Consider the following 15342-nt stretch of genomic DNA (forward strand, 5'->3'; position numbering starts at 1 on the left):
CCACAACCGCATTGACGCGGTTCCGGCCATCGCTTGATTCGGCGCAAACTGACACAGGTGACATCCCGGATCGCGCGCCCCATAAGGCGCGCGACCTGATTTTTGCAGCGCAGAGGCCCCCAATGACAACCCTCGTATTCGGACACAAATCCCCCGACACCGACAGCACCGGAAGCCCGATCATCTGGGCATGGTATCTCAACCAGATCAAAGGCGAGGATGCCAAGCCAGTTCTGCTGGGTGAACCCAACACCGAAGCTGCGTTCATGCTGGACCATTGGAAACTCGACAAGCCCGAGATCATCTCGGATGTCGAAGCAGACCAGCCGGTTGTTGTCGTGGATACCAATAACCCGGCCGAACTGCCCTCAGCGATCAACAGCGCCGACATCCGTGCGATCATCGACCATCACAAACTGGTCGGCGGTCTGGAAACCAAAGGTCCGATCGACATCCGCATCGAACCCGTGGCCTGCACCGCGACCATCATGTGGAAACTCATCGGCGACGATCTGGCCCAAGCCCCCACGAATATCAAAGGTGCGATGCTGTCCTGCATCTTGTCCGACACGCTGGAATTCCGGTCGCCGACCACAACGCAAGAAGACAAAGCCATTGCCCACGCATTGGCCGAGGACCTTGACGTGTCGATACCCGATTTCGCGGCCGAACTGTTCGCAGCCAAATCCGACGTCTCGGCCTTTTCGGATGCCGAACTTCTGCGCATGGACAGCAAGGAATATCCGGTCGAAGGCACCAAGTTCCGCGTGTCGGTTCTCGAAACCACCTCGCCCAAAACCGTGCTCGACCGCAAAGACAGCCTGATGGCCACAATGACAGATGTCGCCAAGGAAGACGGCGTTGATCAGGTGATCCTCTTCGTTGTCGATATTCTTAACGAAGAAGCCACGCTGCTGGTGCCAAATGATCTGGTCAAAACGCTGGCCGAGAAAAGCTTTGACGCAACAGTGTCGGGCGACACAGTTGTGCTTCCAGGTGTGGTCAGCCGCAAAAAGCAGATCATCCCGAACCTTAAGCTTTGAACCGAAGCGCGCAAATTGACGTTTCCAAGGGGGTGCTGGACGGCATCCCCTTTTTCATGTGACCTGAGACCACAACAGCCCCGGAAAGACGCACCATGACCCAGATCATCGATTCTCTCGCCGATATCGCCAACCGCTACGACGTATTGCTCGTCGACCTTTGGGGCTGCGTCCACAATGGCGTCACTGCCTATGAGGACGCTGTAGCATGCCTCAAGGGGTTCAAGCAGGGCGGCGGGACGGTGGTTCTGCTGACGAACGCGCCGCGCTCTCGCGATGAGGTGGCAAAGCAACTCAAACGGTTGAACGTCCCCGATGATTGCTATGACAGCATCGCCACCAGCGGCGACAGCGCCCGCGCAGCCATGTTCCGTGGCGCCGTTGGCGAAAAGGTCTGGTTCATGGGCCAGCCTTTTGACGAGAGCTTTTTTGAACCAATGGAGCTGATCGATAACCCGGCAAACATCCAAAGAGTCGAGTTGGAAGAGGCCGATGGCATCATTTGCTGCGGTCCCTTCGACCCCCACGCCGATCCGTCCGTGAACCGGCCACAGTTCCTTTATGCCAAGCAGAAAGGCCTCAAACTGCTCTGCGCCAATCCCGATATCGTCGTCGATCGCGGCGAAAGCCGGGAATGGTGCGCCGGTGCGCTCGCCGCGCTTTACACCGAAATGGGTGGCGAGAGCCTTTATTTTGGCAAGCCCCATCCGCCGATCTATGATCTGGCTCGTCGTCGCATAGCCGCGCTTGATATTGACGTTGATCCGTCGCGCATTCTGGCCATCGGTGACGGGGTTCATACCGACATCGACGGGGCGATGGGAGAAGATCTTGATTCCCTTTTCATTTCCGGTGGCTTGGCCGCAGAAGAAACAAAAACGTCGCACCAACCCGACCCGGACGCGCTAAGTGCTTATCTCGCAAAGGAATCCGCCTCCCCAACTTACACGATTGGACAACTCCGCTGACGCAGATTTTCCTTGCTTTTCTGCGCTTGCAAAGTAATAAAGTTGCAAGAATAGGGTCATGACTTGGTTTTTTATTACCTCGTCACCTGAGAGTGGAGTGCGAAATGTTGGATAACCTGCCACGCGGAACGATCTGCATCGAAGACATCGAAATGGGGATGTCGCGTCACCTGCGTAAAGAGGTGACGGATCAGGACATCGAGATGTTCGCGCAAATCTCCACCGACCGGAATCCTGTGCATCTTGACGATGACTATGCGCAGGACACAATCTTTGAAGGCCGCATCGCCCATGGCATGCTGACCGCTGGTTTGATCTCGGCGGTCATCGGCGAGCAGCTTCCCGGTCATGGCACGGTCTACATGGGGCAGACGCTCAAATTCCTCGGCCCAGTGCGCCCCGGCGACATGGTCTATGCAGAGGTCAAAGTAGTCGACATCGACATCGCGAAACGTCGAGTCACCCTCGATTGTCATTGCTCGGTCGATGGCAAAAAGGTTCTTATCGGCGAAGCCAAAGTGCTCGCCCCGTCGCGTAAGTTCGACTGACCTCACTTGGCGCGAGGATGCGTCCGTGTATCCTCGGTTTTCCGTTAACGGAAAATCACCCAATCCATCAAAGCGCAGGGATTGCAACACCCCCAAGCCCCCGCTAGTCCTCTGCGCATGAAGATCGTGCGGGATTATCAATTCGTCGCGGACAGCGATAAGGGCGCCACTGTTGCCATTGGCAATTTTGACGGCGTGCACGCCGGCCATCAGGCTGTCATCAAGCTTGCCCGCGACGCGGTACCGGACGCGCCGCTGGGTGTCCTGACGTTTGAGCCGCACCCACGCGAATATTTCGCTCCAGACGCCCCGCCATTTCGCCTGATGAGCGCCGAAGCGCGAGAAACCCGGCTCAGGAAACTTGGCGTCGATGTGCTCTATGAACTCAAATTCAACAAGCAGCTAGCCGAGCTGAGCCCCGAGGGGTTCGCAAACAACGTCATTTCCAACGGACTTGGACTGCGCCACGTCGTGGTGGGCAACGATTTCTGTTTCGGCAAAGGCCGCGCCGGAACGGTCGAAGACCTTGTTTCCTTTGGCCACACAATGGGCTTTGGCGTGACCATCGCCGACCTGATCACCTCGGCCTCTGGTGCTGTATCTTCGACCGCCATCCGCACGGCGCTCACCGATGGCGACCCGCGCCGCGTGGCAGAAATGCTGGGCCATTGGCACAGGATCGAGGGCGAAGTGATTGGTGGCGAACAGCGGGGACGCGAATTGGGCTATCCCACGGCCAACATGTCGATCGACGGCCTGCATCCGCCAAAATTTGGTGTTTATGCCGTGCTGGTCGATGTTCTGGACGGTCCACATGCCGGATCATATCACGGTGCATCCTCCATTGGCGTCCGTCCGATGTTCGGGGAAAACCGCGCCAATCTGGAAACCTTCATCTTTGATTTCACCGGCGATCTTTACGGCGCAACGGTGTCTGTCGCGCTGGTAGATTTCCTGCGCCCCGAGCTGAAGTTCGACAGCCTGGAAGCGCTCATCAGCCAGATGGATGCGGATTGCGCCAAAGCCCGGACCATCCTGACTGCGCTATGAATAAGGATCCGATTGATCGCAAAGGGCTGGACCCTCGGTTCTGGGAACGCAAAGCGCTGACCGACCTGAACACACAGGAATGGGAAGCGCTATGCGACGGCTGCGGCAAGTGCTGCCTGAATAAGCTAGAGGACGAGGACACCGGACATGTCGAACTGACCCGCGTGGCATGCCGCCTGTTCGATGACAGCACCTGCCGCTGCGCGCAATACGAGATCCGGCACCAGTTTGTGCCCGAGTGCATTGTTCTGAAGCCATCAAATATCGACGACCACGCCTATTGGATGCCCAAGACCTGCGCCTACCGACTGCTATGGGAAGGCAAGCCACTCTACGACTGGCACCCGCTGATCTCTGGTACACCTGAAACAGTGCATCAAGCGGGCGTTTCGATGCGAAACGCCACCGTGCCTGAATTCGAAGTCCACGAAGACGATTGGGAAGACCACATCATTGAGGAACCGACCTGATGTTTTTTGCCTCTGACAACAGCGGACCTGTGCCGCAGGCTGTTCTCGACACGTTGGCCGAAGCCAATCAAGGCTATACGTTTGGCTATGGAGCCGATGCGCTGATGGACGAGGTACGCCAGAGCATACGCGACCTCTTCGAAGCACCAGACGCGGCAGTTTATCTGGTTGCCACCGGCACCGCCGCAAATGCGCTGGCCTTGGCCACTTTGGTTGAACCGTTCGATACGGTGTTCTGCACGCCGATGGCCCATATCGAAGAAGACGAGTGCAACGCGCCAGAATTCTACATGGGCGGGGCAAAACTGACGCTGATACAAGGCCCGGATCGCATGACACCCGAGGGGCTGACGGCCTCAATCGAAAGCCAGGGCAATCGCGGTGTGCATGGTCCGCGTCGTGGGGCTGTGTCGATCACGCAGGTAACCGAGATGGGCAACGTCTATTCATTGGATGAACTGCAAACGCTTTGTGACATAGCCAAGTCTTACGACCTGCCCGTGCATCTTGACGGTGCGCGCTTTGCCAATGCGGCGGTTTCGCTGGGCTGCACCCCGGCTGAGATGTCGTGGAGGCTGGGTGTGGATGTGGCCGTGTTCGGCGGCACCAAAAACGGACTTATGGGAGTCGAAGCGGTGGTGTTTTTTGACCCCGCCAAGGCATGGGAATTCGAATTGCGCCGCAAACGTGGTGGGCATTTGTTCTCCAAGCATCGCTACCTGTCGGCACAAATGGCAGCTTATCTGCGCAACGACCTTTGGAAGGATTTGGCGCAGCGGGCGAATTCCAAAGCCGCACATCTTTATGATGGCATTCGCAAACGGAACGATATTCACGTCATCAACGATGTCACGGCGAACATGATCTTTTTCCAGGCCCCTCGCGGCGTGCATCAGACGCTTCAGGCTGGTGGCGCCAAATATCACGTATCAGGTGGCGATTTGACCGAGGGACCGGCCGACGGGCTTTTGACGGGACGGTTGGTCTGCGACTGGTCATTGCCAGACACCGAGATTGATCGCTTTGTTTCGCTGCTAACCACCGCATAAAATAAGGGCTCCCGATTGGGAGCCCTTACTGGTTACGCACGCGGCAAACTGAGAGAGAGTTCGTTCAGTTGTATTGAAATTGCAGTTCGTAACTGCCGTCCTCGAACGCGCCGAAAAGGTCAGGCACATCCGGGTGTTCGACAGGCTCGCCAGAATAATCGGCGATCAAGTTCTGCTCTGACACATAAGCGACATAGAAGCTTTGGTCATTTTCAGCGAGGAGGTGGTAGAACGGCTGCGCCTTCTTAGGACGGCTGTCCTCAGGAATAGCTTCATACCACTCTTCAGTGTTGTTAAATTCAGGGTCCACGTCGAACACCACGCCCCGGAAGGGATGTCTGCGATGCCGAACGACCTGCCCGATGTTATATTTTGCGCGATGTCTGATCATATGTCCTGTCCGTTGCCGTATACCTGCCTGATTTTCGACAAATTGTCCAATTCTCAGGCGCCATTTTTCGGAAACAGTCTGTGATGTATTTCGACACAAGGTTTTTTTTGCCATGGCAAGGGCTTGCCGACCCGAGCAATTGTGATTTCCCCCAAGGCACCTTTAGGCTAAACTACCGTCAACCCGAAAGGTGGACCAACCGCCTTCGAGCAAAAGCGAGAGGCCCATGAGCAGATTCTTTCGCGCCTTGGTGATTGTTTTGCTGGCAGCCTCTTGCGGGGGCGGCGGCGGCACATCGGCGCCACGTAACCTAGACAATGCCTGTTCAATTCTGCAACAGCGACCAGGCTATTTACGCGCGTTTCGAGCGGCAGAACGCAAATGGGGTGTGCCGGTACATGTGCAGATGGCTGCGATGTACCAGGAAAGCAAATTCAAATCCGATGCACGAACGCCGTTTCGCTATACGTTGGGCGTGATCCCGATGGGACGTCAAAGTTCGGCCTATGGCTATAGTCAGGCTCTGAATGGCACTTGGGAAGAATACCAAGAGGATCAACGCAAGTTCCGCGCGCGACGTAACAACATTAGCGATGCTGCGGACTTTATGGGTTGGTACATGGCGGAATCAAACCGGCGTCTGGGCATTTCGTTGAGCGATGCCCGCAACCAGTACCTTGCCTATCACGAAGGCCGCTCTGGGTTTGCGCGTCGGTCGTATAACAGCAAAGCGTGGCTTTTGCGGGTGTCTGACGAGATCGCTGCGCGGTCGGCCATGTATCAAGGTCAGCTGGCAACCTGCCGGGTGCGCAGGTAGGTCCAAATCGGCCCTATTGTTTCGCGCGCGAAACATTGGGTGAGTCCTACTGACCCATTAAAGGTTTGTTAAGGCTTGTGGATTCTAGGCCTCGCGCGGCGCGAGCCGCCTATCCCATCCAGTCAAAGTGCTGCGCAAACCGGGCAAATTTCTGCCACTTTGCGTTGATAGTATTCTTTAAGCAGCAGCGCGCTTGAAGGAAACCAACAGCAATGTTCGACGAAGGCACCAAGATCGCAGTGTTCGCCGTTGTCTTGGGCGCTTGGGTCTTTGGTATGGCCGACGAGCAATCTGCACCTCGCCCCAATCTGGCAACAGTCGTGGATAGCGCGCAGCTTCCGCCGCTTCCATTGACAGCATCATCAGACGGATCACCTGCACAAGACCGCTTGAATGCGATGTGGGTGACCCTTGGCGATGGGTTCGAGGCGAAGCTCTTGACGAGCTATGTCATCGAAGGGCTGGTCGTGACGCGCCGCGAGTTTCGCCATGATCTGACAAGCGCGATTTCTCCTCTAGATCTGGGCATCGTATGGGGAGATTTGGCAGAGCCCGGCGGCATTGATGACATCGAATTCCGCGCCGGGCATCGCGCAATTTGGTTTTCGCCCAGCCCAGGCGCTGATTTGCCACGCGACTGGAGCGATCAGGTCACCAACAATCATCTCATCCCGGCAAACCAAATGATAAACAATGCGCTGATGGCGATTACAGTCGGTTCTCGCGTCAGGGTTCGCGGGTATCTGGTCAAAGTCACCGGCGATCAGATTGCGCCCTGGCGGTCCTCTACGCGGCGTGACGACGGGTCAATTGTCGGGGGCTGCGAAATCATTCTGGTGACTGATGTTGACGTTTTGCAAGACGGCGGGAAAGCTGCGTAGGTGGTGATGGCCTTGGTTACCGAACATTTGTTAAGCAAAAGCGGACTGCGATAGGCTTACCGCACTGCATTAGCGGTTCGCGCGGCGTTCCATTTCAACGTTGAACAGTCGGTTCGCCAGTTGTTTGCGTTCCAAAGCGCCCAACACAACAGTGGTTTGCCCCCCGCCGTCATCGGTGATGACCCATTGGCGCAGCTCGACCGGGCCGCTGGTGAATTTGAGCTGAATGCTGCCATATTCGGGGTTTTGTGGATCTTGCGCGGTCACGGTGGTTGCTGTGCCGTCATAGCCGTGCGCGACGACCATATTAGCGCGGGACAGATCAACGTTGCGGGCAAGGATCAGCCCCAGCGGCGTGCGATCGAGGGGGTAGGTTTCCGGCTCTCCGCCAAGCTTTTTATCGAACACCACCACCGCGCCGTTATTGGCCATCACCAAGGCCTGCTCTGGAGGGTTGTATTCAAAGCGAACCTTACCGGGGCGACGCAAGTAAAGCGTCCCGGTCGAAATCGTGCCGTCAGCGTTGATCTGGGTAAAGTTGGCTTCGGCGCTGGTTAGCTGGTTGAGGTAGTTCGAAAGCGCATTCAACGAAAGTTGTTGGGCTTGCGCGGGCGCCACCCACATCCATGAAAGTGCGGCCAAAAGGGCAAGGAAACGAAGTCGCATAGGGTCTTTGGTCCTGTCTGCTCAGAGCTCTTGACCTCTATATGGCGAAACGGGCGCTGTTATGCGATAGCAGCGCCCGTTTTTGTGACTGGATCGGCAGGTCTTTACTGCTCGGGCACCAGAATTTCGCGTTTGCCGACGTGATTGGCGGCTGACACCACGCCTTCATCTTCCATCTGTTCGACCAAACGGGCGGCCTTGTTGTAGCCGATGGCCAGTTTGCGCTGGATGTAGGAGGTCGAGCATTTGCGGTCACGGATGACAATGGCGACGGCCTGATCATAAAGCGCATCTTCGCCATCAGTGTTGCCGCCAGTGTTAAGGCCAAGCACGGCATCGATGTTGTCGGCCTTGTCATCCTCGGGGCCCTGAACGACGCCGCTGACATATTCAGGTGGGCCGAACGCCTTGAGATGCGTGACGATTTCCTCGACCTCTTCGTCCGATACAAACGGGCCGTGGCAGCGTGTGATCTTCGCACCGCCGGCCATGTATAGCATATCGCCCTGCCCCAGCAGCTGCTCGGCACCCATTTCGCCGAGGATCGTGCGGCTGTCGATCTTGGAGGTGACCTGAAAGCTGATCCGGGTGGGGAAGTTCGCCTTGATCGTGCCGGTGATGACGTCGACCGACGGGCGCTGGGTTGCCATGATGAGGTGAATACCGGACGCACGCGCCATCTGGGCCAAGCGCTGAATGCAGGCTTCGATTTCCTTGCCCGCGACCATCATCAGGTCGGCCATCTCGTCGACGATTACGACAATATAGGGCATCTTGACTGGTTGGATTTCCTCGGTCTCGAAGATCGGTTCGCCGGTTTCGTCGTCAAAGCCGGTCTGCACCGTGCGTTCGAACATCTCTTCCTTGCCCAGCGCATCGGCAACGCGACTGTTGTAACCGTCGATGTTGCGGACGCCCATCTTGGACATTTTGCGATAGCGGTCTTCCATTTCGCCGACGACCCATTTCAGCGCGACCACGGCCTTTTTGGGATCGGTCACAACCGGCGACAGAAGGTGCGGGATGCCGTCATAGACGCTAAGTTCGAGCATCTTGGGGTCGATCATCACGAGGCGTAGATCGGCGGGTGTCAGTTTGTAGAGCAGCGACAGGATCATGGTGTTGATCGCGACCGACTTGCCGGAACCGGTCGTCCCCGCAATAAGAAGGTGAGGCATCTTGGCGAGGTTCGCCACTACGGGATCCCCACCGATATCCTTACCCAATGCGAGCGGCAGTTTCTGTGTGCCGTCCCCATAATCGCGGGTCGAGAGGATTTCGCGGAAGCTGACCATCTCGCGGTTTTCATTCGGCAGTTCAATGCCAATCACGCTGCGGCCCGGAACGGTGGAGACACGGGCAGAGAGCGCCGACATGGAGCGCGCGATGTCGTCAGCCAAACCGATGACGCGGGAGGCCTTAAGGCCCGGCGCGGGTTCAAGTTCGTACATCGTGACAACAGGGCCGGGGCGGACTGATACGATTTCGCCTTTGACGCCATAGTCATCAAGCACCGCTTCCAACATGCGCGCGTTTTCTTCGAGCGCTTCGTCACTGAGGTGGTGACGTTCGATTGTGGAAGGGTCCATCAAAAGGCCAAGCGGCGGCAGGTCATAGTCGACATGTTTGTCTTCGAATTGCAGCTGCGGCTGGGCCTCTTGCTGTGCCCGCTTTGAGGGTTGGATTGGCTTACGTTGTGGCTGCTGAACCACCTTCTTGGCCTCGGGTTGCGGCACAGGCGCTGGCGTCGGAGGAACGGGCGCATAGGCTTGCGGGGCATCGCCGTAGTCGTCCCAATCGGTCATGTCGTCGAAGATGTTTTCTTCCGGTTCGTCAACAAATTGCGGTTGCGACAGGTACGCTTGGCTGGAGGCTGTGACTGGCGGTTCCGCGCGCATCTGCGGCTCTTGGCGGGCCGTGACCGGCGGTTCTGGGGGCAGGCCATCGGCCGGTTTAAAGATCAACGGATCAGGCCCGCGACCGCGGCCTTTGGTCAGGGGCGCTGCGATGGCCGAGGTGACGGCTGGGTTCTGGCGTACACGGGATTTGATCGCATCAGCAATCTTGGCGCGTACGCGGTCATCGCCCGGCAGTGTTTCTGGCAGTTCACCTGTGGGCCATGTTTCAACCAATTCAGGTTCAGGATCTGCGCGGCGGATGAGGGATGGCATCTTGGACAGGAAGCCAGTTTTCTGCGGTGCTGGGGTCGGAGCCGGGAGGTCGTCTTCAAACAAGGTTTCTTCGGCTTGCGCGACAGGGGCGACCTTGGGGGCGATACGTGTCACGCGCGGTTCGGCCTTGACTGCCTCTTGTGCTGCGGCCCATTCAGCTGCTTCAGCCTCTTCCTGCGCACGCACGGCGCGGCGTTCGGCGTTTTTGGCCTGCATCTCGCGGGCGGCACCGAGTGCGCCAGACGCGCCTTTGCCCAAGAGCGACAGCATGGTTGCGTAAACCATGATCACGCCGACCAGAAGGAACCGTATCATGCGCCCCAATTCGGCCTTGGTGAAGCCCAGCACAAAAGACCCCATAGCAAGAACGGCCAGACCAAGAACAAACATCATTAGCTTGAGCGCGAAAGTGGTGCCCAATGGCAAGATCGTCAGAACAGATCCCATCATCATGTCACCGAACAACCCGCCAAGCCCGAAGCTATGAGTCCAAACTGTGCTTTCGGGCACACCGGCGGCATAGACTGCCGCCAGAGCGACCCAGATCGGTGCGAAAATCAGGCAGGACAGCGCGCGGTCTTCACCTTTGTGAAGCGCAAACCGAGCACCCCAGACCAGCAAAACAAGCGCCAGGCCCCAACTGGCCCAACCGACAATCATGAACAAAGGTGCGGCGACAGAGGCCCCTGCACGTCCTAGCCAGTTCTGAACGGGCGCATCTGTGGCGGACAGCCAGCTTGGGTCTTGAGGCGAGTAAGAATAGATCATGGCCGCCGCCATCGCGCCCAGTGCCATTAGCACGAAGCCACCCAGCTCTTTGCCACGTTTTTCGATCGCAGCCTGCATGTTGCTGTCAAAGAGGGGGTCACGCCCCCGTGCCTGATATGCCATCGTTCGCCTCTTTATTGGTCTTCACCGCCGTAAAGGCAGTCCCTGATCTGCGTCAGGCCGCGTTCGGTTTCTTCTTTTGGAGCCACCATGGCGACCCGAATATAGTGTTGGCCGGGGTTTCCAGCGTCAGTGTCGCGCGACAGGTACGCACCGGGAAGCACCCGGACACCCGTTTCTTTCCAAAGCTTTACAGCCGCCGCTTCTCCGTCTTCGACGGGCAGCCAGAGAAAAAAACCGGCCTCCGGGGATCGGTAGCCCGGCACATTTCCAAAGATACGGTCGGCTATATCGAATTTCTCGGCGTAAAGCGCGCGGTTCTCTTCGACATGCGCTTCGTCTTTCCAGACCGCCTCGGCCACCGCCTGAAGCGGAAGGGGGAGAGGTGCGCCGGAATAATTGCGCAATTGCTGGATGCGTTTGATCGACTCTGGACCACCGGCGACAAAGCCAGAGCGCAGGCCCGGCAGGTTCGATCGTTTGGACAAAGAGTGAAAAATCACAACACGTTCGGGGCCTGCATCCATATCCCGTGCCACCTGCAAAGCACCAACAGGAGGCGTGTCACGGTAGATCTCGGAATAGCATTCATCAGCGAGGATCTGGAAATCGTGCTTTTCGGCCAGCATAATTAGCCGTTCCCAGTAGCCACGGTCGGCCACAGCCCCCTGCGGGTTCGCGGGCGAACAGATATAGGCCAGCGTGGTGCGGTTCAGCACGTCCTCTGGCAGACCTTCGAAATCAGGCAAATGTGCGGTTGCTTCCGTGGCATTCACGAAGACGGGGTCAGCTGCGGCTGAAATCGCCGAGATGAGATAGACCTGATAAAACGGGTTCGGCATCAAAACGATGGGTTTGGCGCCATTCTTGGTTTCCGGGCACAGCGCCATTCCGACGTTATATAGCCCCTCACGTGTCCCATTGAGCGCCGTGATCTGCGTGTCCGCATCAAGGCCGACGCCATAACGCTGCTGCACCCAATCGCGGATCGCGCTGCGCAGTTCGGGTGTGCCCTCGTTCGGCGGGTATTTGTTAAATCCAGCGATGTTCTGCGAAAGAATGTCCGAAATCCAAGCCGGAAAAGCGTGTTTCGGCTCTCCGATCGTCATATGTACCACCGGCCCACCGGGTTCGTGCACGTCCAATAGGGCGCGCAGACGCGGGAACGCATAAGCCGGAAGGTTCGAAAACCGCTCGGGAAACATGCCAATACTGCCTCAGAACGAGGGTCATTCACGCCCTCTTTGAGACTAAATTACATAGGCGATGGCAGCGCGTCCAGAAAAAGAGCGCATAGATCAGTCGGTTGTGGCTTTCAGGCCAAAGTTCAGGCCAGTGCAACTTCGGCAGCCAGACCCAGCCGCAAAAGCCGCCTTTCGTCGCCAGGAGCCGCCATAAGCGACACACCACAGGCTGGGGTGCCAGTGGGAAGCGTTAAGGCGCACACTCCCATGAGGTTGCCGATGCGGGTGTTGCGCAGGGTGAGTAGATTTTCCGTGACATAATAGTCACTAACCGTCATCAGCCGTTCTACATTTGGAGGTGTGATCGGGCATGTCGGGCACAGCACCGCGTCGAATTCGGCAGTGGCTTTAAGATAAATCGCACGGCACCGTTCAAGTGTGTGCCAAGCGGCAACATAATCGGCGCCCGAGAAATCTTTGCCGGAACGGAACCGGGCAAGGATTTCGGCGAACATCACGTCTGGATTCGCCTCGATCACCTCTTTCCATGTGCCATACGCTTCGGACCCGTAAAGTATCGGAGCCAGCGACATGGCCGTGTCCAATTCCGGTACCGCGATTTCCGCAATCTCGGCCCCTGCATCGCGAAACCGTTGAATGGCGTGATCAAACCCTTTGCGTGGTTCATCGCGCACTTCGTCCAATGCGGTTGTTGTCAGAATTGCGAGCTGGCGGCCTTTGAGCGAGGCCGGAGCGAGATCAATCGCCGCTTCGCCTTTCATTATTGCGTAGAGCAGTGCCGCGTCTTCGACCGATTTGCACAACGGCCCGACAGTGTCGAATTTGGCGGCCAGCGGCACCGCCCCTTTCAGGCTGAGCAAACCAGAGGTGGTCTTGAGCCCGACAAGGTCATTCCATGCAGAGGGTACACGCACAGATCCACCTGTGTCAGATCCGATGGCCGCAGGGGCCAAGCCATAGGCCACCGACGTGGCTGCCCCCGATGATGACCCGCCGGGCGCATTGTCGGGGTTGTGGATATTGGGCGGCGTGGCCGTTTTGGGGTTCAGGCCAAGGCCGGAAAAGGCCAATTCGCTGAGATGCGTTTTCCCAAGACAGATCGTTCCTTGATGCGTAGCCGCTTGCAAGACTTCTGCATCTGCATCTGGCACGCGGCCTTCGAGGAGTTTCGATCCAGCTTCGGTCACCACGCCGGCGGTATCGAACAGGTCTTTCCAACTGATCGGCACACCGTCCAAGGGAGAGCGGCGCAACTTGAGGCGGGCGCGTTCTTGGGCGGCGCTTGCCTCGGCCAAGGCGCGGTCAGGCGTCAGGCGGGCATAGATACGGTCGCGGAATTCGTGCGCGTCGATGGCATCGAGGAAAGACTGGGTCAATTCGACCGGATCAATCTCACCTTTTTCAATGCCGCGCCCCAGATCGGCGGCTGTCATATTCTGCCATGCGCTCATGTGCTATGTTCCCTGCCCTGACGTGTTCGCGTGACGGTAGCGGCAGAGGAGCGCATGGACAATCCCGGCAGCGCTTCCATATTTCCAAACATGAACACAGCATCCGACATTCTGATCGTCGGCGGCGGGCTGAACGGTCCGACGCTTGCCCTTGCCGCCGCGCGTGCTGGGCTGTCCAGCATCGTCATCGACGCCCGCCCCGAAGGTGCGCGGCGCAGCGATAATTTCGACGGGCGGTCTTATGCCCTGGCATTGGCGTCAGTGCGGATGCTGAACGCGCTCGGACTTTGGGACCGGCTGCAGGCTAATGCTCAGCCGATGACCGAAATCAAGGTCAGTGACGGGCGCGCAGGCGATGCAGAGGTTTTTTTGGGTCTGCACTTCAACAGCGCCGAGATCGAGGAAGGGCCGATGGGCCACATGCTTGAAGATCGGTATCTGCGCCGGTCATTGCTAAAGGCGATGGAAGCCGAGCCGCTGGTGACGCATCTGGCCGGGGAGATGGTGGTTGATCAGGCCGTCACGACCTCTGGCGCGAGTGTGACTCTGGCGTCGGGTGACGTGTTGACCGGGCGTTTGATCGTCGGGGCCGACGGTCGCCAAAGTGGAACCGGGCAACGCGCGGGCATTCGGCGGACCGCATGGGATTATACCCAGACCGCACTGGTTTGTGCGATTGCGCATGAAAAACCGCATGGCGGCGTGGCGCATCAGTTGTTTATGCCTGCCGGGCCATTGGCGATTTTACCTTTGACGGACAATCGGTCATCGATTGTCTGGAGCGAACGCAAAGGTTTAGCCGAAGAGATCAATGCCCTGCCCGAAGACGAGTATCTGACGGTTCTGCGCCCGCGCTTTGGCGATTTCCTAGGAGAGATCTCACTTGCCGGGTCGCGGTTCACCTATCCGCTGGGCCTGACCGTCGCGAACCGCTTTGTCGCAGATCGGCTGGCGCTGGTGGGGGATGCGGCACATGGGATGCACCCGATTGCGGGGCAAGGCCTGAACGCTGGTTTGCGCGATGTGGCAGCTTTGGCGCATGTGATCAGTCACGCAGTGCGACGCGGAGAGGATTTCGCCAGCCCGCAGGTGCTGTCGCGCTATGAGCAATGGAGGCGCTTTGACACGGCGACTTTGCTAACCGCCACGGATGTGTTCAACCGGTTGTTTTCGAACGATAATCCATTCCTGCGCGCCGGACGTGATCTTGGCATGGCTGCGATCAATGCGATCCCTGGCGCACGGCGCACCTTTATTCGCGAAGCAGCTGGGTTGAACGGAGATCTGCCCGATCTGATGACAGGCTAGCGTCGATAGTCTTGGACCTTTAAACGCTGCATCAACACTTGGCGGGGGCGATGCGTTGTCGCAAGCGGCCCCCTTCACGTGCCGCTCAGATTATTGAATGCGCATGCCGTTCGCCAGCACATGCCCTTGTTCGTTGATCGTCAAAGAAGACTTGAGACTGTCCGGCCCATCCCCTGGAACGGCGAACATGCTCATCATCATACGTGCACCCATCGCGTCTTCGTTGGTGAGCAACCCCATCGCGATCAGCTTGTCGATCAGTGTGTTCGCCCCATCAAGCGAGACATCAACGCTGCCTGTGGGACGGGGAAAACCGCCAAAGGTTTGCATGTCGTCATTGTCGAACGTGAACGATCCGGTGCCGCCAAGCGTGGCCCCTGCCACCTCAATCGTCAGATCGTTCAGCGTCAGCCCGTTCAATTCGCCCGGCGCTTCA

The 15342-nt window shown here is 57.9% G+C and carries 15 protein-coding genes; 9 read left to right on the plus strand and 6 right to left on the minus strand.

Annotated features, from left to right (window positions below):
• Positions 1 to 122: 122 nt before the first annotated feature.
• The 6 genes from ACTG4M_RS11405 to ACTG4M_RS11430 all read left to right on the plus strand — a co-directional run bounded on the left by ACTG4M_RS11405 (position 123) and on the right by ACTG4M_RS11430 (position 5128).
• Positions 123 to 1043, plus strand: a complete 921-nt coding sequence (locus ACTG4M_RS11405; protein ID WP_439123784.1) for a manganese-dependent inorganic pyrophosphatase — start codon at positions 123 to 125, stop codon at positions 1041 to 1043.
• Between the two features lie 95 nt (positions 1044 to 1138).
• A complete protein-coding gene (locus tag ACTG4M_RS11410) occupies positions 1139 to 2011 on the plus strand; it encodes a TIGR01459 family HAD-type hydrolase (RefSeq protein WP_439123785.1) in 873 nt (290 codons plus the stop codon).
• Between the two features lie 104 nt (positions 2012 to 2115).
• The gene (locus tag ACTG4M_RS11415; RefSeq protein ID WP_439123786.1) at positions 2116 to 2559 is read left to right on the plus strand and encodes a MaoC family dehydratase; all 444 of its coding nucleotides are present in this window, start codon (positions 2116 to 2118) and stop codon (positions 2557 to 2559) included.
• Between the two features lie 117 nt (positions 2560 to 2676).
• A complete protein-coding gene (locus ACTG4M_RS11420; protein ID WP_439123787.1) occupies positions 2677 to 3609 on the plus strand; it encodes a bifunctional riboflavin kinase/FAD synthetase in 933 nt (310 codons plus the stop codon).
• Positions 3606 to 4079: a YcgN family cysteine cluster protein gene (locus tag ACTG4M_RS11425; protein ID WP_439123788.1), complete on the plus strand. Its 474-nt coding sequence runs from the start codon at positions 3606 to 3608 to the stop codon at positions 4077 to 4079. Before ACTG4M_RS11420 ends, ACTG4M_RS11425 begins: the two co-directional genes overlap by 4 nt.
• The gene (locus ACTG4M_RS11430) at positions 4079 to 5128 is read left to right on the plus strand and encodes a threonine aldolase family protein (protein WP_439123789.1); all 1050 of its coding nucleotides are present in this window, start codon (positions 4079 to 4081) and stop codon (positions 5126 to 5128) included. The genes ACTG4M_RS11425 and ACTG4M_RS11430 overlap by 1 nt, the downstream gene beginning before the upstream one ends.
• Before the next feature lie 64 nt (positions 5129 to 5192).
• Here ACTG4M_RS11430 and hspQ read toward each other — a convergent pair whose 3' ends face one another.
• Positions 5193 to 5519 (minus strand): heat shock protein HspQ, encoded by a 327-nt coding sequence (gene hspQ, locus ACTG4M_RS11435; protein WP_439123790.1) that lies wholly within the window; start codon positions 5517 to 5519, stop codon positions 5193 to 5195.
• 226 nt (positions 5520 to 5745) lie between these two features.
• Here hspQ and ACTG4M_RS11440 point away from each other — a divergent pair, with 226 nt between their 5' ends.
• Together ACTG4M_RS11440 and ACTG4M_RS11445 are read left to right on the plus strand one after the other, a co-directional pair.
• A complete protein-coding gene (locus ACTG4M_RS11440; protein WP_439123791.1) occupies positions 5746 to 6336 on the plus strand; it encodes a transglycosylase SLT domain-containing protein in 591 nt (196 codons plus the stop codon).
• A gap of 212 nt (positions 6337 to 6548) precedes the next feature.
• Entirely contained in the window at positions 6549 to 7217 is a 669-nt protein-coding gene (locus tag ACTG4M_RS11445) for a hypothetical protein (protein WP_439123792.1), read from the plus strand.
• Positions 7218 to 7286: 69 nt separating this feature from the next.
• On the opposite strand, the gene ACTG4M_RS11450 is transcribed toward ACTG4M_RS11445, so the two are convergent.
• The 4 genes from ACTG4M_RS11450 to ACTG4M_RS11465 all read right to left on the minus strand — a co-directional run bounded on the left by ACTG4M_RS11450 (position 7287) and on the right by ACTG4M_RS11465 (position 13598).
• The gene (locus ACTG4M_RS11450) at positions 7287 to 7883 is read right to left on the minus strand and encodes a LolA family protein (protein ID WP_439123793.1); all 597 of its coding nucleotides are present in this window, start codon (positions 7881 to 7883) and stop codon (positions 7287 to 7289) included.
• Positions 7884 to 7987: 104 nt separating this feature from the next.
• The gene (locus tag ACTG4M_RS11455) at positions 7988 to 10945 is read right to left on the minus strand and encodes a DNA translocase FtsK 4TM domain-containing protein (RefSeq protein WP_439123794.1); all 2958 of its coding nucleotides are present in this window, start codon (positions 10943 to 10945) and stop codon (positions 7988 to 7990) included.
• A gap of 11 nt (positions 10946 to 10956) precedes the next feature.
• The gene (locus ACTG4M_RS11460) at positions 10957 to 12147 is read right to left on the minus strand and encodes an aminotransferase class I/II-fold pyridoxal phosphate-dependent enzyme (protein ID WP_439123795.1); all 1191 of its coding nucleotides are present in this window, start codon (positions 12145 to 12147) and stop codon (positions 10957 to 10959) included.
• Between the two features lie 122 nt (positions 12148 to 12269).
• Complete coding sequence (locus tag ACTG4M_RS11465; protein WP_439123796.1) at positions 12270 to 13598, minus strand: amidase; 1329 nt, start codon at positions 13596 to 13598, stop codon at positions 12270 to 12272.
• A 90-nt stretch (positions 13599 to 13688) separates the two neighbouring features.
• On the opposite strand from ACTG4M_RS11465, the gene ACTG4M_RS11470 reads away from it, so the two are divergent.
• A complete protein-coding gene (locus tag ACTG4M_RS11470; protein ID WP_439123797.1) occupies positions 13689 to 14906 on the plus strand; it encodes a UbiH/UbiF/VisC/COQ6 family ubiquinone biosynthesis hydroxylase in 1218 nt (405 codons plus the stop codon).
• A 90-nt stretch (positions 14907 to 14996) separates the two neighbouring features.
• Here ACTG4M_RS11470 and ACTG4M_RS11475 read toward each other — a convergent pair.
• Positions 14997 to 15342 (minus strand): DUF2125 domain-containing protein (locus ACTG4M_RS11475; RefSeq protein WP_439123798.1); only part of this gene is annotated, 346 nt, incomplete at its 5' end.

The organism is Marivita sp. (assembly GCF_965656765.1).
GTDB lineage: Bacteria > Pseudomonadota > Alphaproteobacteria > Rhodobacterales > Rhodobacteraceae > Marivita.

What these genes read in the sequence shown, in the direction of transcription:
- ACTG4M_RS11430 (WP_439123789.1), top strand. Translation starts at nt 4,079, where the DNA reads ATGTTTTTTGCCTCTGACAACAGCGGACCTGTGCCGCAGGCTGTTCTC.
- hspQ (WP_439123790.1), bottom strand. Translation starts at nt 5,519, where the DNA reads ATGATCAGACATCGCGCAAAATATAACATCGGGCAGGTCGTTCGGCAT.
- ACTG4M_RS11425 (WP_439123788.1), top strand. Translation starts at nt 3,606, where the DNA reads ATGAATAAGGATCCGATTGATCGCAAAGGGCTGGACCCTCGGTTCTGG.
- ACTG4M_RS11405 (WP_439123784.1), top strand. Translation starts at nt 123, where the DNA reads ATGACAACCCTCGTATTCGGACACAAATCCCCCGACACCGACAGCACC.
- ACTG4M_RS11410 (WP_439123785.1), top strand. Translation starts at nt 1,139, where the DNA reads ATGACCCAGATCATCGATTCTCTCGCCGATATCGCCAACCGCTACGAC.
- ACTG4M_RS11420 (WP_439123787.1), top strand. Translation starts at nt 2,677, where the DNA reads ATGAAGATCGTGCGGGATTATCAATTCGTCGCGGACAGCGATAAGGGC.
- ACTG4M_RS11415 (WP_439123786.1), top strand. Translation starts at nt 2,116, where the DNA reads ATGTTGGATAACCTGCCACGCGGAACGATCTGCATCGAAGACATCGAA.
- ACTG4M_RS11445 (WP_439123792.1), top strand. Translation starts at nt 6,549, where the DNA reads ATGTTCGACGAAGGCACCAAGATCGCAGTGTTCGCCGTTGTCTTGGGC.
- ACTG4M_RS11450 (WP_439123793.1), bottom strand. Translation starts at nt 7,883, where the DNA reads ATGCGACTTCGTTTCCTTGCCCTTTTGGCCGCACTTTCATGGATGTGG.
- ACTG4M_RS11465 (WP_439123796.1), bottom strand. Translation starts at nt 13,598, where the DNA reads ATGAGCGCATGGCAGAATATGACAGCCGCCGATCTGGGGCGCGGCATT.
- ACTG4M_RS11440 (WP_439123791.1), top strand. Translation starts at nt 5,746, where the DNA reads ATGAGCAGATTCTTTCGCGCCTTGGTGATTGTTTTGCTGGCAGCCTCT.
- ACTG4M_RS11460 (WP_439123795.1), bottom strand. Translation starts at nt 12,147, where the DNA reads ATGTTTCCCGAGCGGTTTTCGAACCTTCCGGCTTATGCGTTCCCGCGT.
- ACTG4M_RS11455 (WP_439123794.1), bottom strand. Translation starts at nt 10,945, where the DNA reads ATGGCATATCAGGCACGGGGGCGTGACCCCCTCTTTGACAGCAACATG.
- ACTG4M_RS11470 (WP_439123797.1), top strand. Translation starts at nt 13,689, where the DNA reads ATGAACACAGCATCCGACATTCTGATCGTCGGCGGCGGGCTGAACGGT.